We start from the raw sequence: 21,724 nt of genomic DNA on the forward strand, positions 1-21,724 counted from the left end.
GAGGAAATCTTCACATAATTATGGAGGTGGGCTAATGGACATCATACTAGATATGGGCAACGTCTTATTAGAATGGAACAAGGATAAGATTTTGCAAGGCGTTTCGGGTTCGAAGAAGGATTATCTGATTTTAGATAAGACCATTTTTCAGTCGGGACTTTGGGAAAGATTAGATCTTGGTACCATGACGAGACAAGAATTAGTACTAGAAGTTGTGTCGATGATTGGAAGTACCTATCAAAAGAAGGTCGAAGAAGTTATCTGGAGCTGGCCTAGCTACATTGATATTTACACGGAAGTCTTTCCTGTCTTGTCAGAACTAAAGAAAAAGGGCCATCGCATCTTTGTCTTGTCCAATACCTCAAAGGTATTTTATGACTTGCTGAAAGAGCAACTGTCTCCTTTAAAAGAACTTTTAGATGGCTTTGTCCTATCCTGTGATATAAAAGCTATAAAGCCGGATTTGACAATGTTTAAGGATATTCTCGACAAATACCAGTTAGATCCTACACATTGTGTCTTTCTAGACGATATTGAGGACAATACAAACGCAGCTGAGAAATTGGGCATCAAGGCCTATCAGGTCAAGAAAAGAAGTGATGTCGTCGATATTTTGAAATCCTATATTTAAATTCAAAACTCTCTATTTTCTGTGGTAGAGAGTTTTTTTGTTAATAAAATCTTACAAAATGACATTTATATATTGCATTAAGTTAGATATATGGTATAATGTATTTGAGAAAAGGAGCGCAACTTTTTAAAAATTATAAGGAGGAAACAAGTGGCTAAAAATTTAAAGTTAAAACTAGCTCGTGTGGAGCTTGATATGACACAGGGTGATTTGGCAGAAGCTGTGGGTGTTACTAGGCAGACTATAGGCTTGATAGAAGCAGGGAAATACAATCCTAGTCTCTCCCTTTGCCAGTCCATTTGCAGATGCTTAGGCAAAACTTTAGATCAATTATTTTGGGAGGAAGAAGATGAAAAATAGAAAAAAACTCGTGATCAAAGATGAACGTACGGAAAAATTAGACGGAAAGATTTCAGGAGAAATTCTCTTGGGAATGTGCCTATTTTTGGCACTGGAAATTTTTGCCAAAGTTTATATTTTCAATTTAACACTTTTGTCCTATTTACCAGAATTACTTTTATTGATTGGAGTCGGTTTGTATGCCATTATTCGCCGCATGTATGTAGGAATTGATATTCGAGATATTGTTGAGAATACTGGAAAAGAAAGAATTTTATCTGCTTTGGGATTTTCTATAGTGATTTTATTGATTGATATCGTAGGCAATCGCGAGGAATTGGTCAATCTATTGACTTGGAAGTACTCCCTAAAAGTGCTTCTAGCAGTTATCATCTATCTTGTTGGGAGTTTTTCTATGGATAGAGTTATCCTATACTTGAATCGCAGAAATCAGCAAGTTTGGGAGGAAGAAGATGAAAAATAGATTTTTTTATTATCAATTATTAGACGAAAGAGAAGAACAACTGTTTAACAAAGCTGGGACAGAGACTTTTTATATGTTTATCGGGCTCATTCTGCTAAGTTATTTGGTGGCTGTATTAGCACCTGCTCTTTTTAATCCTGATATTCTTCTGGTTACTCTTCTTTTAGGAATTTTCTTCTTTTTCAATCGTGCACGACAACTTGGAGTGACCTACTATAGTCGTTTTCATTTTACGATTGTAGGGTGTTTGCTGGTAACTCTCGCTATTACGACTCTTTTGATGTTGCAGAATTATCAATTCAATATCGAAATTTATCAGCACAATCCTCTGAACGTTAAATACTTGTCTGCTTGGGTCATTACTTATCTGATTTACCTTCCTTGGGTTTTTATCGGCAATCTCGGCCTTAAAAGTTATGGCGAATGGGCTCAGAAAAAGTTTGAGAAAGATATGGATGAACTGGAGAATGGAGAATAGCTTGTTAGCTTTTTATCAATCTTGGTAAAATGTGTTATAATAGTACTAATTTATCGGACGGTGTGAAAGTGGTAGGATACTTTCATACCCTTGTAAAGTAGGAAGAAGGAAAACAGATGTATCCAGATGATAGTTTGACATTGCACACGGACTTGTACCAGATCAACATGATGCAAGTTTACTTTGACCAAGGGATTCACAATAAAAAGGCGGTCTTTGAAGTTTATTTCCGCCAGCAACCTTTTCAGAACGGCTATGCAGTTTTTGCTGGTTTGGAAAGAATTGTACATTATCTTAAAGACTTGCGCTTTTCAGACAGCGATATCGCCTACTTGGAGTCGCTTGGCTATCATGGGGCGTTCTTAGACTACCTCCGCAATTTCAAGTTGGAGTTGACGGTTCGTTCTGCTCAGGAAGGGGACTTGGTCTTTGCCAATGAACCGATTGTACAGGTGGAAGGCCCTCTTGCCCAATGTCAATTGGTCGAAACGGCTCTCTTGAACATCGTTAACTTTCAAACCTTGATAGCGACCAAGGCAGCACGTATTCGTTCAGTCATTGAAGATGAACCCTTGATGGAGTTCGGGACACGTCGTGCGCAAGAAATGGATGCAGCTATCTGGGGAACACGCGCAGCGGTGATTGGTGGTGCCAATGGAACCAGCAACGTGCGTGCGGGTAAACTCTTTGACATTCCTGTCTTGGGGACTCATGCCCATGCCTTGGTACAGGTTTATGGAAACGACTATGAAGCCTTCAAGGCCTATGCGGCAACCCACCGTGACTGTGTCTTTTTAGTAGATACTTATGACACCCTTCGCATCGGTGTGCCAGCTGCTATTCAGGTGGCGCGTGAACTGGGTGATCAGATTAACTTTATGGGTGTGCGGATTGACTCTGGGGATATTGCCTACATTTCCAAGAAAGTCCGTCAGCAATTGGACGAGGCTGGATTTACAGAGGCTAAGATTTATGCTTCTAATGACCTAGATGAAAATACCATCCTCAACCTCAAGATGCAAAAGGCCAAGATTGATGTCTGGGGCGTGGGAACCAAGCTGATTACAGCTTATGATCAGCCAGCTCTTGGGGCAGTTTATAAGATTGTTGCGATCGAAGATGAAAATGGTCAGATGCGCAATACTATCAAACTGTCTAATAATGCGGAAAAAGTGTCTACGCCAGGTAAGAAGCAGGTATGGCGCATTACCAGTCGTGAAAAAGGCAAGTCAGAAGGTGACTACATTACTTATGATGGTGTGGATGTGAGTGGCATGACAGAAATCAAGATGTTCCATCCAACTTATACTTACATCAAAAAAACCGTTCGTAATTTTGATGCCGTTCCTCTCTTGGTGGATATTTTCAAAGAAGGAACATTAGTTTATAGCTTGCCTAGTTTGACTGAGATTCAGGCCTATGCACGTAAGGAATTTGACAAGCTTTGGGATGAGTATAAACGGGTACTCAATCCGCAACATTATCCAGTGGACTTGGCGCGTGATATTTGGCAAGACAAGATGGACTTGATTGATAAGATGCGCAAAGAAGCCCTTGGTGAAGGAGAAGAAGAATGAGTTTGCAAGAGACCATTATCCTGCAACTGGGCGTCAAACCAGTGATTGATGCCCAGGAAGAAATCCGTCGTTCAATTGACTTCTTAAAAAGATACTTGAAGAAACATCCCTTCCTTAAAACCTTTGTACTAGGGATTTCTGGAGGACAAGACTCAACCTTGGCAGGGCGCTTGGCGCAATTAGCGATGGAAGAAATGCGAGCAGAGACAGGAGATGACAGCTACCGATTTATCGCTGTCCGCCTGCCATATGGCGTGCAAACTGATGAAGCAGACGCTCAAAAAGCTCTCGCTTTCATCCAGCCAGATATTAGCTTGGTTGTGAATATCAAGGAATCAGCTGATGCCATGACAGCTGCAGTTGAAGCGACAGGAAGTCCTGTTTCAGACTTTAACAAGGGAAATATCAAGGCTCGTAGTCGTATGATTGCCCAATATGCCCTTGCAGGTGCCCATAGCGGAGCTGTCATTGGAACAGACCATGCTGCGGAAAATATCACAGGTTTCTTTACCAAGTTTGGTGACGGTGGTGCGGATATTCTCCCTCTTTACCGCCTCAATAAACGCCAAGGAAAACAACTCTTGAAGGAGCTTGGTGCAGACCCAGCCCTTTATGAAAAAATCCCAACAGCAGACCTAGAAGAAGACAAACCTGGACTTGCTGACGAAGTAGCCTTGGGAGTCACTTACAATGAAATTGATGACTACCTCGAAGGAAAGCAAGTTAGTCCAGAAGCCCAAGCGACTATCGAAAACTGGTGGCACAAAGGCCAACACAAACGCCACCTACCAATCACCGTATTTGATGACTTTTGGGAGTGAGACAGAAATCGGTAACACGAAGAGTTCGATTTCGTTGTCTCACCCCCGCAACGATGACTAGGTTTGAAAAAGCTTGGTAAAGCGCATTTCAAACCAGACAGCGACTGCGTCAAGTAACTAGATGAAAAACTTGTTTTCTAGCTGTTACTGAGTATAGTCTTTTTACCCTGAGTTTAGAAATAAGAAAACGAAGAAGGCCCAGTGGACTTTTTTAGCTCCTTGTCTTAAGCTGAGAAAGCGAGGTAACATTATGAAAGCAATCGGTACGCAAATGTTACAGACAGAACGTTTGATTTTGAGAAGATTTGTGGAGAGTGATGCAGAAGCCATGTTTCAAAATTGGGCTTCATCTGCTGAGAATTTGACCTATGTCACCTGGGATCCCCATCCGAATCTTGAGGTGACTCGAAACTCGATTCGAAATTGGGTTGCATCCTATACCAATCCCAACTATTACAAATGGGCCATTTGCCTCAAAGAAAACCCAGGGCAAGTGATAGGAGATATCAGCATCGTTGAAATACACGAAAAAGATTTAAGTTGTGAAATTGGCTATATTTTAGGAAAAAATTATTGGGGTCGTGGTATGATGACGGAGGCCTTGAAAGCTGTGTTAGACTTTTGTTTTACTCAAGCAGGCTTTCAAAAGGTCAGAGCACGATATGCCAGTCTTAATCCAGCTTCGGGTCGTGTCATGGAGAAGGCGGGAATGTCTTATCTAAAAACCATTACCAATGGTGTGGAGAGAAAAGACTACGTTGCGGACCTTATTTATTATCAGATTAAAAAGGACTAAGAAATGACCTGAGCTTCAAAATTTAACTTTTGAAGCTCAGGTCATTTTTTTCTGTTCTTTTATTTTAACTCATAAAGCCAGTCGTCACCGTCTTTGTAGTAAAAGAATTCACTTAAATCGTCTTCTAAAAAAACACGCAGCATGTCTGACATATCCTCAGTTGCAAGTTTCAGATGAGACAGATTTTCAAATTCTTCCCACCAAACAGTACCTTCGTCTGAAGACTGGAGTTCACCAGTAAAGTGTTCTGTCTTGTAAAAGAGGACGACATAGCGGTAATCCTCGTCATCGTACCAGTCTTTGATACCACAAAGTTGAGGTTTGGATATGGTTAGTCCAGTTTCTTCCTTGACTTCTCTGATAACTGCATCGGTAAAAGATTCCCCACGCTCTACATGACCACCAGGAAAAGTGATGCCGGGCCAGTCGGGACTAACTCGATTTTGAACTAGAACTTTGTTTCCGTTTTTAATCATGCACATGTTGACAAATTCGACTAATTCTCGTCTGTTCATATTGTTTTTCCTATTTTGTTAGTAACTTTTCCACGACGTTTAACTTTCGCATGGTCAAATCCACGCCAAAAAGTTTTTCAAGATAGTTGGTATTGAGCTTTTTTCGTTTTGCAGTTCTAGGGAGATAGAGGTAGAGACAGTGATCGCCTACACAAATTTCTTCCTCACCGTAGTCAGCTTTCAAATTTTCTAATGGCAGACTTTGGATAAATCCTTGATAAAGGATCACATGCACACGATCATGAAGATAGTCTTCTCTAAATGAGTTCTCTTGAACAATCTTTTCAAAATCGTCCTTATTCTTGATAACCATTTTTAAGTCAGCTCCAATTTTTTCCTTTATTAGAGTATGAATGCGTTCTCGTATTTCTTCTAAATCTAAGTCACTTTCAAGAATGATATTCCCACTTTGAATATAGGTTCGAACGTGTTGAAAACCAGCTTCTGTCAAAATATTTACCAAATAAGACATTTTTGGGATAGCATTTTTTCCATTGGGAGTAACGCCTCTTAGTAAAATAATATGTTCCAAAGGACTTCCTTTCTTATTTGGTATTTATTGGATTTGAGCCTGCCACCCAGCCGGTACAGAGGGCAGAAGTGATGTTAAACCCACCCGTGTGGGCATTGATATCCAGTACCTCGCCAGCAAAGTGGAGCCCAGAGACTAGCTTACTTTCAAGGGTTTTAGGATTGATTTCCTTAAGACTGACGCCTCCTTTGGTGACGAAGGACTTAGCCAGAGACATTTTGTCAGTGACAGGGATTTTGAGGGCCTTGATGGACTGGAGAAGTTGTTCCCGTTCTTTCTCAGTCAGCTGTTTGACTTTGTCAGGATAGCCTTGCACCAAAAATTCTGCCAAACGTTCTGGAAGCAAAGTTTTTAAAGCATTTTTCAAGGATTTTTCCCGATTTTCTTCTAGAAATGCAGCTAAGTCCTTCTCAGAAAGTTGAGGCAAGACATCCAGTGAGAGGATCTCACCACCCTTGACAAAGCTAGACATACGTAGAGCAGCAGGGCCTGACAAACCAAAGTGGGTAAAGAGGAGGTCATGGGTGATGACATGCTTGCCATAGCTTAGAGTCACGTCATCTAGGGAAATTCCCTGCAAGGCCTTATGTGGGAAATCCGTCAATAATGGACTTTCGGCGGCTTCAAGCTCTGTAATGGTGTGCTTAAAATGACGGGCAATCTCGTGACCAAAACCAGTCGAACCAGTCGAAGGATAAGATTTACCACCTGTTGTGACAATCAGTTTATCACAAGTGAAGCTTTGGTCTGCGGATTTAAGGACAAACTGGTCGTCTATCTTTTTAACCGAAACAATTTCTGTTTGAGTAGCAATTTGCCCACCAAGTTCAGTGATTTTCTTCTCCAGCGCCTCAATAATGGTCCGAGACTTGTCACTGGCAGGAAAGACGCGGCCATGGTTCTCAATCTTTAGTTTAACACCGTTTTCGGTGAAAAAGTTGATGATATCATGGTTATCAAACTGGGAAAAGACACTATATAGAAAGCGTCCATTTCCAGGGATGCCAGCTAGTAGGTCATCTAGAGTTCCATTGTTAGTTACATTGCAACGGCCACCACCAGTACCAGCTAATTTTTTTCCGAGTTTCCGATTTTTTTCGATGAGAAGGGTTTTCTGACCATAAAAGCTACTGGAAATCGTAGCCATCATGCCAGCAGGCCCTCCACCGATGACAATAGTATCAAAATGTTTCATAGCTCTATTGTACCACAAAAAACAAGAGATGCTTGGTATCTCTTGTTGCTAATGATCTTAGTTGATTTCATATCCCATCAACAAACCGCCATCTTCTGCATAAAAACTACAGAGGCCAGATGTTGGAACGATTTTGATATTGGCTTGTGGGAATGTTTCCAGCAAGCGTTCTGACAATTGCTGACAGAATTTTTCATTGCTGCGGTGTGCCATGACGATACGACCACCAGCATAACCAGCTTTGATGAGTTCTTCATAGGCTGCTTGAAGGGATTTTTTTGCTCCACGAGCTTTTTGAAGAAGCTCTAGGGTTCCAGTTTCACTTGCTTCCCCAACCATACGGATGTTGAGAAGGCCAACAACTGCACCGATAAGCTTACTCAAACGACCATTTTTGACCAAGTTATCAACTTTAGCAAGAACAAAGAGCAACTTCGTTTTTTCTTGGTAGGCTGTAATAGCTTCAACAACTTCCTCATGAGAAAGTCCTTGGTCAATCAAGTCATTGATTTTTTCGACAATCAAGTCAACTTCCCCACCTGCAGATAAACTATCAATCACATGAATCTGAGTGTCAGGGTGTTCTTCGAGGTAGATATTTTTAGCGAGTTGTGCACTGTTATGGCTACCAGAAAGGGTACCAGTGATGGTAACGACAAAGATATGCTTAGCACCTTCAAATGCACGCAAGTAATCATCAGGGCTAGGGCAAGCTGATTTTGAAGCCTCAGAAGTCGCATACATGGTTTCCATCATGTGATCAATGTCGAGAGTGGCATCATCGATAAAGACCTGATCAGCTACTTGAATGGTTAATGGTACACTGATGAATTCAGTATCAATAGCAGGAGTTGCTAGTTGACGATAATCACAACCAGAGTCAGCTACAATCTTCCAAGTCATAGAAATTCTCCATCTTTGTCACTTATACATTGACAAAGGTTCTGTCTTTTTTTACAATTATATCATGAAAGCCCTTGAAACAAAAGTACCACCTCTCTGTTGTCACAAGTAGAAAGAAATTGTTATGTCTGAACGTAAAATATCTGAAAAATCTCTTGAAAATCTCAGAAAATCAAATCAAGAATCCAATTTTTTAACCAGAGAAGCAATCGAGACGGCTCTTTTGCAACTTCTGGAGAAAAAAGACTTGGCTAAGATTAGTATCTCAGAGTTGGTCAAGCGGGCCGGTGTCTCACGCGCTGCCTTTTATCGCAATTATGACTCCAAGGAAGCGATTTTAGAAAGTGTCTTTAAACGCAGTGTCCATAACATTATGGAACAGTTGAGCCACTACGATGTCAAAACCGATCTTTATCTGGTCTGGGTGCATCTTTTTCGAGCAGCCAAGAAAGAAGCCAAGGTTATCCAACTTGCTCTGGACTACCACTTAGAAAAGATTTTTGTCCAAGCCATGCAGGAATTTTTGGAAAAATACCACGGAAAGTCAAAAGGCGTTAGCAGCTACCTTCATTCCTTTTGGAGCTCTGCCATCGTATCGGTTCTGCTCAAATGGATCAAGGATGGAATGAAGGTTCCAGCTGAAAAGATTGCAGATTTACGCTTGCCATTTTTCAAAAAATAGGGGATAAGGAGAAGAATTATGACAGAAAAAAGACTGGCTTGGGATGAGTACTTTGCAGCCCAGGCCTTACTGATTGCCAATCGTTCGACCTGCAAACGTGCCAAGGTGGGAGCTGTCCTCGTTAAGGACAATAAAGTCATTTCAACAGGCTACAATGGTTCTGTATCAGGAACGGAGCACTGTATCGATCACGAATGTCTGGTCATTGAAGGTCACTGTGTCCGAACCCTTCACGCTGAGGTCAATGCCATCTTACAAGGGGCTGAACGAGGTGTTCCAAGAGGTTTTACAGCCTATGTGACCCATTTTCCTTGTCTCAACTGTACCAAACAACTGCTACAAGTTGGTTGCAAGCGCGTGGTTTATATCAACCAGTACCGAATGGATGACTATGCCCAGTACCTTTATCACGAAAAAGGCACCGAGTTGACCCATTTACCATTAGAGACTGTTCAGACAGCTCTCCAAGAGGCAGATTTGATTTAGAATTTAATAAAAATAAATGGTTTAGAAAGCTTTTTAAACCGTTTTTTGATATAATAAGAAGAATAAATTGAAAGAAGGAACTCAGAAAATGGGAAAAATTGAAGTCATTAATCATCCACTCATTCAACACAAATTGTCAATCTTGCGACGTACAGACACTTCTACAAAAGCTTTTCGTGAGCTAGTAGATGAGATTGCAATGTTGATGGGATATGAAGTACTTCGTGATCTTCCACTTGAAGACGTGGAAATCGAAACACCTATCACAAAGACCGTTCAAAAACAATTGGCTGGTAAAAAATTGGCGATTGTCCCAATCTTGCGTGCAGGTATCGGGATGGTAGATGGACTCTTGAGCTTGGTTCCAGCAGCAAAAGTTGGGCACATTGGTATGTACCGTGATGAAGAAACCCTTCAACCAGTTGAATACTTGGTGAAATTGCCTGAGGATATTGACCAACGTCAAATCTTTGTCGTTGATCCAATGTTGGCAACAGGTGGCTCAGCAATCTTGGCAGTAGATTCACTTAAAAAACGTGGCGCTTCAAATATCAAGTTTGTCTGCCTAGTATCTGCTCCAGAAGGAGTGAAAGCTCTTCAAGAAGCACACCCAGATGTAGAGATCTTTACAGCAGCTCTGGACGAACACTTGAATGAACATGGCTATATTGTTCCAGGTCTCGGAGATGCTGGAGACCGCTTGTTCGGTACGAAATAAGACTCAGATAGAGTCTTAAAGATGAAATTGGAGGATGTTTCTAATTTCGCGAGGAGGTTGAATTTTTGATTTTGTCGATAGTATAGAGCAAAAATTTGACCTTTTTTGACCAAAAAGATATAATAGTTCTGTATTGAGTCGCATGACTAAGAAAATTCAACATTAAAAGGAGAAATGAATGATTCCTGTAGTTATTGAACAAACAAGCCGTGGAGAACGTTCCTATGACATTTACTCTCGTCTTCTGAAAGACCGCATCATCATGCTAACTGGGCCAGTCGAAGATAATATGGCCAACTCAGTTATTGCCCAGTTGCTCTTCTTGGATGCCCAAGACAGCACAAAAGATATTTACCTTTATGTCAACACACCTGGAGGTTCTGTTTCGGCTGGTTTGGCAATTGTTGATACCATGAACTTTATCAAGGCTGATGTCCAAACAATCGTTATGGGGATGGCTGCATCTATGGGGACTGTTATTGCATCAAGTGGTGCAAAAGGCAAACGCTTCATGCTTCCAAATGCAGAGTACATGATTCACCAACCAATGGGTGGTACAGGTGGTGGTACCCAACAGACAGATATGGCAATCGCTGCAGAACACTTGCTCAAAACTCGTAAGACATTGGAGCAAATCCTTGCGGATAACTCTGGTAAATCAGTTGAGCAAATTCATGCAGATGCTGAACGTGATTACTGGATGAGCGCCCAAGAAACTCTTGAATATGGCTTTATTGATGAAATCATGGCCAACAATTCATTAAGCTAAGCAACCTAGAAAGCAAACTCGACGGAGTTTGCTTTTTTTGGTATAATAGGGGAAGATTTCTTAGAAAGAGGATCCCTCATGTTTGAAAAAACAAATCGATCAGGATTAATCATCTATCTTTACTATAATCGAGATGCAAAAAAACTTCAGGAATACGGTGATATCTGTTACCATTCCAAAAAACATCGTTACTTGCAGCTCTATGTTCCAACTGAGGAGCTAGATGACTTAGTTGAGAGATTAGGTAAGGAAAGATTTATCAAAAAAATAAGACATTGCCACATTCAAGAGTTAGAAACTCCCTTTGTTGGCAATCTCTATCGCACTGAGGAAAACGTTATCATTTAAAAAATGAGATAAATGTGTTGACAATTTTCTGATAATTCGGTATATTCTTAACATACTATTTTTGAAACAACTATAAGGAGATTAAAAATGAAGAAAAAATTTGCCCTATCTTTTGTGGCTCTTGCTAGCGTAGCTCTTCTCGCTGCCTGTGGAGAGGTCAAGTCAGGAGCGTCAAATACAACTGGTAACCCAGTAGACGAAAAGACTATCAAAATCGGTTTTAACTTTGAAGAAACAGGTGCTGTAGCTGCCTATGGTACTTCTGAACAAAAAGGTGCTCAACTTGCTGTTGATGAAATCAATGCTGCAGGTGGTATCGATGGAAAACAAATCGAAGTTGTAGACAAAGACAACAAGTCAGAAACTGCCGAAGCAGCTTCTGTTACAACGAACCTTGTAACCCAATCAAAAGTTGCAGCTATCGTAGGACCTGCGACATCTGGTGCAACTGCTGCAGCTGTAGCCAACGCTACTCAAGCAGGAGTTCCATTGATTTCACCAAGTGCGACTCAAGATGGATTGACCAAAGGTCAAGATTACCTATTTATCGGAACTTTCCAAGATAGCTTCCAAGGGAAGATCATTTCAAACTATGTGACAAACAAATTGAACGCTAAGAAGGTTGTTCTTTATACGGACAATGCAAGTGACTATGCTAAAGGTATTGCTAAATCTTTCCGTGAAGCCTACAAAGGTGAAATTGTTGCAGACGAAACGTTTGTAGCAGGTGATACAGACTTCCAAGCAGCCCTTACTAAAATGAAAGGGAAAGAGTTTGACGCTATCGTTGTTCCAGGTTACTACACAGAAGCAGGTAAAATCGTAAACCAAGCACGTGGTATGGGAATTGATAAACCAATCGTTGGTGGTGACGGCTTTAACGGTGAAGAATTTGTTCAACAAGCAACTGCTGAAAGAGCATCAAACATTTACTTCATCTCAGGATTCTCAACTACAGTTGATGTTTCTGCAAAAGCTAAATCTTTCCTTGAAGCCTACCGTGCTAAATACAACGAAGAACCTTCAACATTCTCAGCTTTGGCTTATGACTCAGTTTACCTAGTAGCTAATGCTGCAAAAGGTGCTAAAAACTCAGGTGAAATCAAGGACAACCTTGCTAAAACCAAAGACTTTGATGGTGTGACTGGTCAAACGAGCTTTGATGCAGATCACAACACAGTGAAAACTGCTTACATGATGACCATGAATAATGGTAAAGTGGAAGCAGCAGAAGTTGTAAAACCATAACATTAGAATAGTAGCTGAAATAGGGAATGAGCCTTTGACTCACTCCCTGTTTCGGTGTTTATGAACTTGTGAAAATTGAGAAATTTTCTAAAAAATAACGATAGAAAAGAGTGAATGCTATGCTCCAACAACTTGTGAATGGTCTAATTCTGGGTAGTGTTTATGCACTTTTGGCCCTGGGTTATACCATGGTTTATGGAATTATCAAACTCATCAACTTCGCCCACGGTGATATTTATATGATGGGTGCCTTTATTGGTTACTTTTTGATTAATTCTTTCCAAATGGATTTCTTTTTAGCTTTGATTATTTCAATGGCAGGAACTGCACTACTTGGTGTTGTGATTGAGTTTCTTGCCTACCGTCCTTTGCGACACTCTACACGTATTGCTGTTTTGATTACAGCCATCGGAGTGTCTTTCCTACTGGAATATGGAATGGTCTACTTGGTCGGTGCCAATACTCGTGCCTTTCCTCAAGCTATTCAAACAGTTCGCTATGATTTGGGGCCAATCAGCTTGACAAATGTTCAGTTGATGATTCTAGCAGTTTCCTTACTCCTGATGATTTTATTGCAAGTGATTGTTCAAAAAACAAAAATGGGGAAAGCCATGCGTGCGGTATCAGTTGATAGCGATGCAGCTCAATTGATGGGAATTAACGTAAATCGTACAATCAGTTTTACCTTTGCTTTGGGTTCAGCCCTTGCTGGAGCAGCAGGTGTCCTCATTGCCCTTTACTACAACTCTCTTGAACCATTGATGGGTGTGACTCCAGGTCTGAAATCATTCGTCGCGGCCGTTCTTGGTGGTATCGGGATTATTCCTGGTGCAGCTCTAGGGGGATTTGTGATTGGCTTGTTGGAAACTTTTGCAACTGCCTTTGGTATGTCTGATTTCCGTGATGCTATCGTATATGGAATCTTGCTTTTGATTCTGATTGTTCGACCTGCAGGTATCCTTGGTAAGAATGTGAAAGAGAAGGTGTAAACAATGAAGACAAATCTTAAAGTAAATATTCTATGGTTATTCCTTCTGTTAGCAGGTTATGGATTGATTAGCATATTGGTTTCTGCTGGTGTTCTCAATCTATTCCATGTCCAAATTTTAGAACAAATTGGGATTAATATCATCCTTGCAGTAGGTTTGAACTTAATCGTTGGTTTTTCAGGACAATTCTCACTCGGTCATGCAGGTTTTATGGCGATTGGGGCTTATGCAGCAGCGATTATTGGCTCAAAATCACCAACCTATGGTGCCTTCTTTGGAGCAATGGTCTTGGGTGCCTTGATTTCTGGTGCAGTCGCTTTGCTCGTTGGAATTCCAACACTACGTTTAAAGGGTGACTACCTGGCTGTTGCGACACTAGGTGTTTCAGAAATCATTCGTATCTTTATCATTAATGGTGGTAGTTTGACAAACGGTGCTGCTGGTATCTTGGGTATTCCAAACTTTACCAACTGGCAGATGGTTTATCTTTTTGTAATTATCACAACTATTGCAACTCTCAATTTTCTACGTAGTCCAATTGGACGCTCTACTCTATCTGTTCGTGAGGATGAGATTGCTGCAGAGTCAGTTGGGGTGAACACTACAAAGATCAAGATTATCGCTTTTGTCTTTGGTGCCATTACAGCAAGTATTGCTGGCTCACTTCAGGCTGGTTTTATCGGATCTGTTGTGCCAAAAGATTACACCTTTATTAATTCCATCAACGTGTTGATTATCGTTGTATTTGGTGGACTTGGTTCTATTACAGGTACTATCGTTTCAGCGATTGTTTTAGGAATTTTGAATATGCTCCTTCAAGATGTAGCTAGCGTACGTATGATCATCTATGCTTTGGCTCTTGTATTGGTCATGATTTTCAGACCAGGTGGACTTCTTGGGACATGGGAATTGAGTCTATCACGTTTCTTTAAAAAATCGGAGAAGGAGGGACAAAACTAATGGCATTACTTGAAGTTAAACAGTTAACCAAACATTTTGGCGGTCTAACAGCTGTTGGAGATGTCACTCTTGAATTGAACGAGGGAGAATTGGTTGGTTTGATTGGACCAAACGGGGCTGGTAAAACAACCCTTTTCAATCTCTTGACGGGTGTTTATGAACCAAGCGAAGGTACTGTGACACTAGATGGTCACCTCCTAAATGGGAAAACTCCTTATAAGATTGCTTCACTTGGACTCAGTCGTACTTTCCAAAATATTCGTTTGTTCAAGGACTTGACAGTTTTGGAAAATGTTTTGATTGCATTTAGCAATCATCATAAACAACATGTCCTTGCGAGCTTTCTACGCTTACCTGCTTTCTATAAGAATGAGGAAGAATTAAAAAGCAAAGCTTTGGACTTGCTGAAGATCTTTGATTTGGATAGTGACGCAGATACTCTTGCTAAGAATCTTGCCTATGGTCAACAACGTCGATTAGAAATCGTTCGTGCTCTGGCAACTGAACCTAAAATCCTCTTTTTGGATGAGCCTGCAGCTGGGATGAATCCACAAGAAACAGCTGAATTGACAGAATTGATCCGTCGTATCAAAGATGAATTTAAAATTACCATCATGCTTATCGAACATGACATGAATTTGGTTATGGAAGTCACTGAGCGTATCTATGTTCTTGAATATGGTCGGTTGATCGCTCATGGGACTCCAGATGAGATCAAGAACAACAAACGCGTTATCGAAGCTTATCTAGGAGGTGAAGCCTAATGTCTATGTTAAAAGTTGAAAACCTCTCTGTGCATTACGGTATGATCCAAGCAGTTCGTGATGTAAGTTTCGAGGTTAATGAAGGTGAAGTTGTTTCCTTGATTGGTGCCAATGGTGCTGGTAAAACAACCATTCTTCGCACCCTTTCAGGTTTAGTTCGTCCAAGTGCTGGTAAAATTCAGTTTTTAGGAAAAGAAATTCAAAAGTTGCCAGCTCAAAAAATTGTAGCAGGTGGCCTTTCACAAGTTCCTGAGGGACGCCATGTTTTTCCAGGCTTGACTGTTATGGAAAACTTGGAAATGGGAGCCTTTTTAAAGAAAAATCGTGAAGAAAATCAAGCCAACTTGAAAAAAGTCTTTTCACGTTTCCCTCGTCTGGAAGAGCGCAAAAACCAAGATGCGGCGACCCTTTCAGGTGGTGAACAGCAGATGCTAGCTATGGGACGCGCTCTCATGTCTACGCCTAAGCTTCTTCTCTTGGACGAGCCATCAATGGGACTTGCTCCTATCTTTATCCAAGAAATTTTTGATATCATTCAAGATATTCAGAAGCAAGGAACAACGGTTCTCCTAATTGAACAGAACGCTAACAAGGCCCTTGCTATTTCTGACCGAGGTTATGTACTTGAAACAGGAAAGATTGTCCTATCAGGAACAGGAAAAGAACTCGCAGCATCAGATGAAGTCAGAAAAGCATACCTAGGTGGCTAAACTAGTCTGGGAGACTAGTTTAGGTTGTGGATGGAGATTGCGCAAGCAATCATCCAATTCAGTGGATTGTTTTAGTCGGTGGATGAGAGTTGCGCAGCAATTCCCCTATAGTCCGGGGGACCTTTTTAGTCGGCAGATAGAGATTGCGTAGCAATCATCAGATCCAGTGGATTGTTTTAGTCGGCGGATAAGGATTGCATAAGCAATCCTCCAATCCAGTGGATTGTTTTAGTTGGCATATGAATTTGAAGAGCTCCAAATTTGGGGTTCTTTTTTCGTTTGCTTACTATTTTGATAGGCCTGATTTGAGCCCCCGTTTTCTTAATATAGAATCTAACTTGACAAAAGCACGTGTTCATCATATAATTAAATAAACAAAAATATTGAACAAAGAGGTTGAAGATATGCTATCAGAAAAACAATTTAAACTTTTACGTTTTTTGTTGACCCACAAAGATGAAAACTTTACGCAGAGACAATTGGCTGAACAGCTAGACATCGCTTTGGGGACGGTAAATAATCTTCTCAAGGAATGTAAAGAAGAGAAGTGGATCAGTGAGGAAAATCACTTAACTGACTTAGGTGAGGAGGCTTTGGCTCCGTATCAGGTGAAGAATGCCATTATCATGGCTGCAGGTATGAGTAGCCGCTTTGCTCCTTTGTCTTATGAGCTACCTAAAGGATTGCTTCAAGTTAAAGGTGAGCGTTTGATTGAGAGAGAAATCAAGCAATTGCAAGAAGCTGGGATAGAGGACATTACAGTTATTGTAGGCTATCTGCAAGAAAAAATGTTCTATCTTGCTGAGAAGTTTGGCGTTAAAATCGTTGTAAATAATGATTACTACAAGTACAACAACTGTTCTTCTCTCATGCTAGTCAGAGATCAGCTTTCTAACACTTATATCTGCTCTTCGGATAATTATTTTGTAGAAAATCCGTTTGAGCGATACATTTACAGAGGTTATTATTCGACTATATTTGCAGAAGGAGACACAGACGAATACTGCTCTAAGGAAGACTCCAATCACACGATTATTGATATTCAAATCGGTGGGACGAATACTTGGGCTATGGTAGGGCATGTTTATTTTGATCGTGCATTTAGTGAAAAGTTCGTAGATATTTTAGAAACTGAATTTAAACATGAGCCGTATCGCGAACAGCTCTGGGAAGATTATTATAGTCGTCACGTCAAGGAACTTCCTTTGGAAGCTCGGCATTATTCAGCAGACATTGTTAAGGAGTTTGATTCACTAGATGAGTTGCGTCAGTTTGATGAACACTATTTGGTGAATACTAATTCGGAAATCATTGATAACATCTGTAAGACATTAGGATGTATAGCTTCAGATATTGTCAATATTAAACCCCTAAAAGACGGTTTAACCAACACTTCGTTTTCATTTGACTGCCTAGGGAAGAAATATGTTTACCGTCATCCAGGTAGAGGAACGGAGAATTATATCGATCGTGCTAGTGAAGCGGCTTCCATGGAAATTGCTGCAAAATTGAAGATTGACCGTACTTTTGTCGCTATGAACAAGGATGAGGGCTGGAAAATTTCAGAATTTATCCCTAACGCCAAGCAACTAGATTATGATAATTGGGATGATGTAGCAAAAGCAATGGAGCTCTTGAGACGCTTGCACCAATCTGGAGAAAAAACAGATCATTCCTTTAATCAATTTGAGGGAATTGATGATTTTAGACAAAAATTAAAGGCCAGCAATCGTTTTGAATTTGATGGACTTGAAGAGTTGGATAAGAATGTCTCAGTTCTCGAGAAGCTTTTACAAGAAGAACAAGCGAAAGAGGTTCTCTGCCATGGAGATTCTTATAGCCCAAATTTCTTGTTGAATGAAGCTGGAGAAATGAGCCTGATTGATTGGGAATATTCTGGTATGGGAGATCCAGCAGGAGATTTAGGAACCTTTATCGGGTGTTCAAATTATACAGTGGAAGAAGCTGAAAAGGTACTTGAAATCTATCTACAAGAAGTTCCAGATAAGAAAACCAAACGTCACTATTTTGCCTATGTATCAGTAACTTCATATTATTGGTTTTTGTGGGCCCTGTTCCAAGAAAGTGTTGGAAAACCCGTAGGTGAATTTCTTTATATCTGGTATCGTTATACCAAGCAGTATGGAAAACTTGCATTAGATTTATATTTGGAGGAGAATTGAGATGAAGCCGACATCTGAAATTGAAGAATTAATAGCAAATGAAACGAAAAGAAGGCTAGAAGAAATGGAATCACCAAACTATGTGTTTGCCCAGCCATTTCTAAAAAGTGATTTTACTATAGTCATCGTCTTAGTTCTAATTAACCTTATTCTGATTATCCTAGCCATGACAGGAGGTATTCAATAAAATGTCTAAGATGAATGACTTTATTCAACAGGAGACGATAACGGGAATTGTTCCCATGACCAACAAGGATCGTCAGTATTCTTTCTGGGATCTCTTCCTGTCGACAAGTGGTTTTGCCATTGCAACTTGGTGTTATACCCAAGGGGCTTATGTGGCTCAATATTTGACCTTTAATCAAATGTTGATAAATATTTTTAGTTTTAATATTATTTGGGTCTTTATTGAGTGTCTCCCTATTTTGTTTGCGGTTAAATATGGGATTGATTTGTGGATTTGGTTAAGGGCTGTCCTCGGAAAAAAAGGCGTAGCCTTGCTATCAACCATTATTAGCTTGGCTAACTTTGGCTGGTACGCCGTTGCGGCTAACCTTTTTGCCAATTCTATGATCCATTTGGCAAATAATTTTGGACTTGGTTTAGAAAAGGGAGTATGGGCACCGATTTTAGGTACTCTCTGTGTTCTCCTTGGAACTCTCATTGCTCTTGGAGGTCCAGAAGTAATCAAATGGACCAATCGATTCTTGGTCATCGCCCTGTTGATTGTTGGTCTGATTATCGTTGGAATCTGTTTTGTAGCCGTTCCTATTACTGACATTATGAACATTCAACCGGCTACCCAAGGAGATTTAACTCCATTAGAACGTTTTATGCTTTCTGGGGAAGGAAATGTAGCCTTTGCTTTCTCTTGGTCTACACAAGCATTGGTCTTGCCACGTTTGGCAAAATCAGAACGCAGTGGCTATTGGGCTACAGCCTTATCATACGGGGTTGTTGCGCCATTCTTTGTTGCGACAGGTGGAGTTATGGCTCTAGCCATGTTTGTTAAAACAGGTGTTTATGAAAGTGATCCAACAACGATGCTATCAACTCTAAGCACTCCAGCCTTTGCACTCCTAAGTCTACTACTAGTAGCCTTTGCCAATATTGGAACTCAGGGTACAGGATCGTACGTGAACTGTATGATTGTAAAAAGCGGGATGCCCAAAGTAAGTTATAAGCTAATGGTTTGGATTGCCATGGTTTACGTGAGTCTACTCACTATCTGGGGAGGAGTGGAAGAGTATTTCGGATCCTTCATCTCCCTAGCCGCTTATATTCAGGGACCAATTATCGGAATGATCGTTGTTGACTACTTTATCTTAAGAAAACGAAAACTCGATTTGCGCTCAGCCTATTTTCTTGAAGGGCATGACGCCTATGAATTCACTAAGGGATTTAACCTAGTTGGCTTATCTTGCGTATTTATCTCCTTATTGGTAGCGGTACTATTTGTTTATAATCCTGTAACTGCACAAATTCAAAGTTCAATCTTTTTAATCACAACTGGTAGTGGCTTTACTGCGATCTTTGGTGGTTTATTGTACTGGCTAGCTAGCTTAACTCCTTTAAAACGCTATATGATCAAGGATCGGGACTCAGTTACTATTTAAGAATAGAAGATTGATTAGAAATATTCGAGTATGCCCCCTGCTGGAGGCTTTAGAAAATCTTTATTGATACGGTAGAATAGGCTGAACAGGTACTTGAAATCTCTTTAGAAGAAGTTCCAGATATGAAAACGAAATACAGCTATCTAGCTCAGACGTTTGGGGCATCATACTATTACTCCTTTGTGAGGATTATTTCAGGAGAGTGTCTGTAAATCTATTAGGTGAGTTTTTCTATATTTGGTACCACTATAGTGGGCAGTATGGTCAACTAAGATTAATTTTTAGTCGGAGGACTGACAATATGAGAATTGGTATTGAACTTGAACAATTAGTTGTAGGTGAAACTAAAAAATGAAAGCCTTAATCTATGTGTATTTATCTCCCCTTTCTTAAAAGTTTATTTTACATAAGTAATTGATATGATTCTAGTCAATCATATTCTGATCATCTTAGCCATTACAGGAGGTATTCAATAAAATGTCCAAGATGAATGACTTCATTCAACAGGAGACGATAACGGGAATCGTTCCCATGACCAACAAGGATCGTCAGTATTCTTTCTGGGATCTCTTCTTATCGACAAGTGGTTTTGCCATCGCAACTTGGTGTTATACCCAAGGAGCTTATGTAGCTCAATATTTGACCTTTAATCAAATGTTGATTAATATTTTTAGTTTTAATATTATCTGGGTCTTTATTGAATGTCTCCCAATTCTGTTTGCAGTTAAATATGGAATTGATTTATGGATTTGGTTGAGAGCTGTTCTAGGTAGAAAAGGGGTGGCTGTTCTATCAACTGTGATTAGTCTGGCAAATTTTGGTTGGTACGCTGTTACCGCCAATCTTTTTGCCAGCTCCATGATTCATTTGGGAAATAATTTTGGACTTGGTTTAGATAAGGGAGTATGGGCACCGATTCTAGGCACTCTCTGTGTTCTCCTTGGAACGCTGATTGCTCTTGGGGGTCCTGAGGTGATAAAAGGCACTAATCGCTTTCTAGTGGTAGCCTTGTTATTTGTTGGGCTAATCATCGTTGGAATCTGTTTTGTTGCGGTTCCGATTAGGGATATTATGAATGTCCAACCTGCCATCCAAGAAAATTTAACACCGATTGAACGTTTTATGATGTCAGGGGAAGGAAATGTGGCCGTAGCCTTTTCTTGGTCTACACAAGCATTTGTCTTACCACGCTTGGCAAAATCAGAACGTAGTGGCTATTGGGCTACAGCCTTGTCATACGGGGTTGTTGCGCCATTCTTTGCTGCGACAGGTGGGGTGATGGCTTTGGCTATGTTTGTCAAAACCGGAGTCTATGAAAGTGACCCAACGACGATGCTTTCAACTCTAAGCACACCAGCCTTTGCGCTTTTAAGTTTACTACTGGTAGCTTTTGCTAATATTGGAACTCAGGGTACAGGATCGTACGTGAACTGTATGATTGTAAAAAGCGGGATGCCCAAAGTAAGTTATAAACTAATGGTTTGGATTGCCATGGTTTATGTGAGCCTACTCACCATCTGGGGAGGAGTGGATGAATACTTCGGTTCCTTCATCTCGCTGGCTGCCTATATTCAAGGACCCATTATCGGAATGATCGTTGTTGACTATTTTATCTTAAGAAAACGAAAACTCGATTTGCGTTCAGCCTATTTCCTTGAAGGACATGACGCCTATGAGTTTACAAATGGCTTTAATCTGGTAGGATTATCTTGTGTAATCATTTCTTTGTTAGTTGCGGTGCTATTTGTTTACAACCCTATAACAAAGCATATCCAGAGTCCTATGTTCCTGCTTACAACTGGTAGTGGCTTTACTGCGATCTTTGGTGGTCTATTGTACTGGCTAGCTAGCTTAACTCCTTTAAAACGCTATATGATTAAGGATAGAGATTCAGTTACTATTTAAGGATAGAGGGAACTTTGGTTCTCTCTTTTTTGTGATTGAATGTTACAAAATCTTGAAAAAGAGATGAAAGCGTTT

The 21,724-nt window shown here is 40.4% G+C and carries 25 protein-coding genes; 21 read left to right on the forward strand and 4 right to left on the reverse strand.

Annotation, left to right across the window (positions count from 1 at the left end; all coding sequences use genetic code 11):
* Positions 1–34 precede the first annotated feature (34 nt).
* The 7 genes from B7705_RS00720 to B7705_RS00750 all read left to right on the forward strand — a co-directional run bounded on the left by B7705_RS00720 (position 35) and on the right by B7705_RS00750 (position 5,126).
* The gene (locus B7705_RS00720) at positions 35–631 is read left to right on the forward strand and encodes an HAD family hydrolase (RefSeq protein WP_084946878.1); all 597 of its coding nucleotides are present in this window, start codon (positions 35–37) and stop codon (positions 629–631) included.
* 150 nt (positions 632–781) lie between these two features.
* Positions 782–991 (forward strand): helix-turn-helix transcriptional regulator, encoded by a 210-nt coding sequence (locus tag B7705_RS00725; RefSeq protein ID WP_001107501.1) that lies wholly within the window; start codon positions 782–784, stop codon positions 989–991.
* Positions 981–1,454 (forward strand): DUF6773 family protein, encoded by a 474-nt coding sequence (locus B7705_RS00730; protein ID WP_049484860.1) that lies wholly within the window; start codon positions 981–983, stop codon positions 1,452–1,454. Before B7705_RS00725 ends, B7705_RS00730 begins: the two co-directional genes overlap by 11 nt.
* Positions 1,444–1,932 (forward strand): DUF6773 family protein, encoded by a 489-nt coding sequence (locus B7705_RS00735; RefSeq protein ID WP_049484859.1) that lies wholly within the window; start codon positions 1,444–1,446, stop codon positions 1,930–1,932. The genes B7705_RS00730 and B7705_RS00735 overlap by 11 nt, the downstream gene beginning before the upstream one ends.
* Positions 1,933–2,048: 116 nt before the next feature.
* Positions 2,049–3,509 carry a nicotinate phosphoribosyltransferase gene (locus B7705_RS00740; RefSeq protein WP_084946881.1) on the forward strand — a complete coding sequence of 487 codons (1,461 nt, stop codon included), beginning with the start codon at positions 2,049–2,051 and terminating at the stop codon, positions 3,507–3,509.
* On the forward strand, positions 3,506–4,330 hold the full coding sequence (gene nadE, locus B7705_RS00745) for an ammonia-dependent NAD(+) synthetase (RefSeq protein WP_084946883.1): 825 nt from the start codon (positions 3,506–3,508) through the stop codon (positions 4,328–4,330). Before B7705_RS00740 ends, nadE begins: the two co-directional genes overlap by 4 nt.
* A gap of 250 nt (positions 4,331–4,580) precedes the next feature.
* Positions 4,581–5,126 (forward strand): GNAT family N-acetyltransferase, encoded by a 546-nt coding sequence (locus tag B7705_RS00750; RefSeq protein ID WP_084946886.1) that lies wholly within the window; start codon positions 4,581–4,583, stop codon positions 5,124–5,126.
* Between the two features lie 59 nt (positions 5,127–5,185).
* Here the strand turns inward: B7705_RS00750 and B7705_RS00755 are convergent, their stop codons facing one another.
* Genes B7705_RS00755 through B7705_RS00770 form a run of 4 tightly spaced genes read right to left on the reverse strand, consistent with a single transcriptional unit; the run spans position 5,186 to position 8,271 of the window.
* Positions 5,186–5,641: an 8-oxo-dGTP diphosphatase gene (locus tag B7705_RS00755; RefSeq protein ID WP_084946887.1), complete on the reverse strand. Its 456-nt coding sequence runs from the start codon at positions 5,639–5,641 to the stop codon at positions 5,186–5,188.
* A gap of 10 nt (positions 5,642–5,651) precedes the next feature.
* Positions 5,652–6,173: a DUF1697 domain-containing protein gene (locus tag B7705_RS00760; RefSeq protein WP_084946890.1), complete on the reverse strand. Its 522-nt coding sequence runs from the start codon at positions 6,171–6,173 to the stop codon at positions 5,652–5,654.
* 13 nt (positions 6,174–6,186) lie between these two features.
* Positions 6,187–7,368: a BaiN/RdsA family NAD(P)/FAD-dependent oxidoreductase gene (locus tag B7705_RS00765; RefSeq protein WP_084946892.1), complete on the reverse strand. Its 1,182-nt coding sequence runs from the start codon at positions 7,366–7,368 to the stop codon at positions 6,187–6,189.
* 57 nt (positions 7,369–7,425) lie between these two features.
* Entirely contained in the window at positions 7,426–8,271 is an 846-nt protein-coding gene (locus tag B7705_RS00770) for a DegV family protein (RefSeq protein WP_084946895.1), read from the reverse strand.
* Between the two features lie 124 nt (positions 8,272–8,395).
* Here B7705_RS00770 and B7705_RS00775 point away from each other — a divergent pair, with 124 nt between their 5' ends.
* The 14 genes from B7705_RS00775 to B7705_RS00840 all read left to right on the forward strand — a co-directional run bounded on the left by B7705_RS00775 (position 8,396) and on the right by B7705_RS00840 (position 21,649).
* The gene (locus B7705_RS00775) at positions 8,396–8,953 is read left to right on the forward strand and encodes a TetR/AcrR family transcriptional regulator (protein ID WP_084946898.1); all 558 of its coding nucleotides are present in this window, start codon (positions 8,396–8,398) and stop codon (positions 8,951–8,953) included.
* Positions 8,954–8,971: 18 nt separating this feature from the next.
* A complete protein-coding gene (locus B7705_RS00780; protein WP_000136990.1) occupies positions 8,972–9,439 on the forward strand; it encodes a deoxycytidylate deaminase in 468 nt (155 codons plus the stop codon).
* A gap of 88 nt (positions 9,440–9,527) precedes the next feature.
* Positions 9,528–10,157 (forward strand): uracil phosphoribosyltransferase, encoded by a 630-nt coding sequence (gene upp / locus B7705_RS00785; RefSeq protein ID WP_084946900.1) that lies wholly within the window; start codon positions 9,528–9,530, stop codon positions 10,155–10,157.
* A gap of 178 nt (positions 10,158–10,335) precedes the next feature.
* Entirely contained in the window at positions 10,336–10,926 is a 591-nt protein-coding gene (clpP, locus tag B7705_RS00790) for an ATP-dependent Clp protease proteolytic subunit ClpP (RefSeq protein WP_000613467.1), read from the forward strand.
* Positions 10,927–11,004: 78 nt separating this feature from the next.
* Positions 11,005–11,274 (forward strand): YlbG family protein, encoded by a 270-nt coding sequence (locus B7705_RS00795; RefSeq protein ID WP_084946903.1) that lies wholly within the window; start codon positions 11,005–11,007, stop codon positions 11,272–11,274.
* 87 nt (positions 11,275–11,361) lie between these two features.
* Positions 11,362–12,522 carry an ABC transporter substrate-binding protein gene (locus tag B7705_RS00800; protein WP_084946905.1) on the forward strand — a complete coding sequence of 387 codons (1,161 nt, stop codon included), beginning with the start codon at positions 11,362–11,364 and terminating at the stop codon, positions 12,520–12,522.
* 119 nt (positions 12,523–12,641) lie between these two features.
* Positions 12,642–13,511, forward strand: coding sequence for a branched-chain amino acid ABC transporter permease (locus B7705_RS00805; protein WP_000941414.1), 870 nt, complete (start codon positions 12,642–12,644; stop codon positions 13,509–13,511).
* A gap of 3 nt (positions 13,512–13,514) precedes the next feature.
* Complete coding sequence (locus B7705_RS00810; protein WP_084946908.1) at positions 13,515–14,471, forward strand: branched-chain amino acid ABC transporter permease; 957 nt, start codon at positions 13,515–13,517, stop codon at positions 14,469–14,471.
* Positions 14,471–15,235 (forward strand): ABC transporter ATP-binding protein, encoded by a 765-nt coding sequence (locus B7705_RS00815; RefSeq protein WP_061418122.1) that lies wholly within the window; start codon positions 14,471–14,473, stop codon positions 15,233–15,235. The genes B7705_RS00810 and B7705_RS00815 overlap by 1 nt, the downstream gene beginning before the upstream one ends.
* Complete coding sequence (locus B7705_RS00820) at positions 15,235–15,945, forward strand: ABC transporter ATP-binding protein (protein WP_000062207.1); 711 nt, start codon at positions 15,235–15,237, stop codon at positions 15,943–15,945. The genes B7705_RS00815 and B7705_RS00820 overlap by 1 nt, the downstream gene beginning before the upstream one ends.
* Positions 15,946–16,349: 404 nt before the next feature.
* Positions 16,350–18,128, forward strand: a complete 1,779-nt coding sequence (locus B7705_RS00825) for a phosphotransferase (RefSeq protein ID WP_084946909.1) — start codon at positions 16,350–16,352, stop codon at positions 18,126–18,128.
* Between the two features lies 1 nt (position 18,129).
* On the forward strand, positions 18,130–18,315 hold the full coding sequence (locus tag B7705_RS00830; RefSeq protein ID WP_060805305.1) for a hypothetical protein: 186 nt from the start codon (positions 18,130–18,132) through the stop codon (positions 18,313–18,315).
* A gap of 1 nt (position 18,316) precedes the next feature.
* Positions 18,317–19,744 carry a cytosine permease gene (locus tag B7705_RS00835; RefSeq protein WP_084946912.1) on the forward strand — a complete coding sequence of 476 codons (1,428 nt, stop codon included), beginning with the start codon at positions 18,317–18,319 and terminating at the stop codon, positions 19,742–19,744.
* A gap of 477 nt (positions 19,745–20,221) precedes the next feature.
* Positions 20,222–21,649: a cytosine permease gene (locus tag B7705_RS00840; protein ID WP_084946914.1), complete on the forward strand. Its 1,428-nt coding sequence runs from the start codon at positions 20,222–20,224 to the stop codon at positions 21,647–21,649.
* Positions 21,650–21,724: the final 75 nt, after the last annotated feature.

Origin of the sequence: Streptococcus oralis subsp. dentisani (genome assembly GCF_002096685.1) — a bacterium.
Classification (GTDB): domain Bacteria; phylum Bacillota; class Bacilli; order Lactobacillales; family Streptococcaceae; genus Streptococcus; species Streptococcus oralis_AD.

What these genes read in the sequence shown, in the direction of transcription:
- B7705_RS00800 (WP_084946905.1), top strand. Translation starts at nt 11,362, where the DNA reads ATGAAGAAAAAATTTGCCCTATCTTTTGTGGCTCTTGCTAGCGTAGCT.
- B7705_RS00775 (WP_084946898.1), top strand. Translation starts at nt 8,396, where the DNA reads ATGTCTGAACGTAAAATATCTGAAAAATCTCTTGAAAATCTCAGAAAA.
- B7705_RS00750 (WP_084946886.1), top strand. Translation starts at nt 4,581, where the DNA reads ATGAAAGCAATCGGTACGCAAATGTTACAGACAGAACGTTTGATTTTG.
- B7705_RS00740 (WP_084946881.1), top strand. Translation starts at nt 2,049, where the DNA reads ATGTATCCAGATGATAGTTTGACATTGCACACGGACTTGTACCAGATC.
- B7705_RS00735 (WP_049484859.1), top strand. Translation starts at nt 1,444, where the DNA reads ATGAAAAATAGATTTTTTTATTATCAATTATTAGACGAAAGAGAAGAA.
- B7705_RS00720 (WP_084946878.1), top strand. Translation starts at nt 35, where the DNA reads ATGGACATCATACTAGATATGGGCAACGTCTTATTAGAATGGAACAAG.
- B7705_RS00810 (WP_084946908.1), top strand. Translation starts at nt 13,515, where the DNA reads ATGAAGACAAATCTTAAAGTAAATATTCTATGGTTATTCCTTCTGTTA.
- B7705_RS00795 (WP_084946903.1), top strand. Translation starts at nt 11,005, where the DNA reads ATGTTTGAAAAAACAAATCGATCAGGATTAATCATCTATCTTTACTAT.
- B7705_RS00825 (WP_084946909.1), top strand. Translation starts at nt 16,350, where the DNA reads ATGCTATCAGAAAAACAATTTAAACTTTTACGTTTTTTGTTGACCCAC.
- B7705_RS00770 (WP_084946895.1), bottom strand. Translation starts at nt 8,271, where the DNA reads ATGACTTGGAAGATTGTAGCTGACTCTGGTTGTGATTATCGTCAACTA.
- B7705_RS00835 (WP_084946912.1), top strand. Translation starts at nt 18,317, where the DNA reads ATGTCTAAGATGAATGACTTTATTCAACAGGAGACGATAACGGGAATT.
- B7705_RS00755 (WP_084946887.1), bottom strand. Translation starts at nt 5,641, where the DNA reads ATGAACAGACGAGAATTAGTCGAATTTGTCAACATGTGCATGATTAAA.
- B7705_RS00815 (WP_061418122.1), top strand. Translation starts at nt 14,471, where the DNA reads ATGGCATTACTTGAAGTTAAACAGTTAACCAAACATTTTGGCGGTCTA.
- nadE (WP_084946883.1), top strand. Translation starts at nt 3,506, where the DNA reads ATGAGTTTGCAAGAGACCATTATCCTGCAACTGGGCGTCAAACCAGTG.
- B7705_RS00780 (WP_000136990.1), top strand. Translation starts at nt 8,972, where the DNA reads ATGACAGAAAAAAGACTGGCTTGGGATGAGTACTTTGCAGCCCAGGCC.
- clpP (WP_000613467.1), top strand. Translation starts at nt 10,336, where the DNA reads ATGATTCCTGTAGTTATTGAACAAACAAGCCGTGGAGAACGTTCCTAT.
- B7705_RS00830 (WP_060805305.1), top strand. Translation starts at nt 18,130, where the DNA reads ATGAAGCCGACATCTGAAATTGAAGAATTAATAGCAAATGAAACGAAA.
- B7705_RS00730 (WP_049484860.1), top strand. Translation starts at nt 981, where the DNA reads ATGAAAAATAGAAAAAAACTCGTGATCAAAGATGAACGTACGGAAAAA.
- B7705_RS00820 (WP_000062207.1), top strand. Translation starts at nt 15,235, where the DNA reads ATGTCTATGTTAAAAGTTGAAAACCTCTCTGTGCATTACGGTATGATC.
- B7705_RS00840 (WP_084946914.1), top strand. Translation starts at nt 20,222, where the DNA reads ATGTCCAAGATGAATGACTTCATTCAACAGGAGACGATAACGGGAATC.
- upp (WP_084946900.1), top strand. Translation starts at nt 9,528, where the DNA reads ATGGGAAAAATTGAAGTCATTAATCATCCACTCATTCAACACAAATTG.
- B7705_RS00765 (WP_084946892.1), bottom strand. Translation starts at nt 7,368, where the DNA reads ATGAAACATTTTGATACTATTGTCATCGGTGGAGGGCCTGCTGGCATG.
- B7705_RS00805 (WP_000941414.1), top strand. Translation starts at nt 12,642, where the DNA reads ATGCTCCAACAACTTGTGAATGGTCTAATTCTGGGTAGTGTTTATGCA.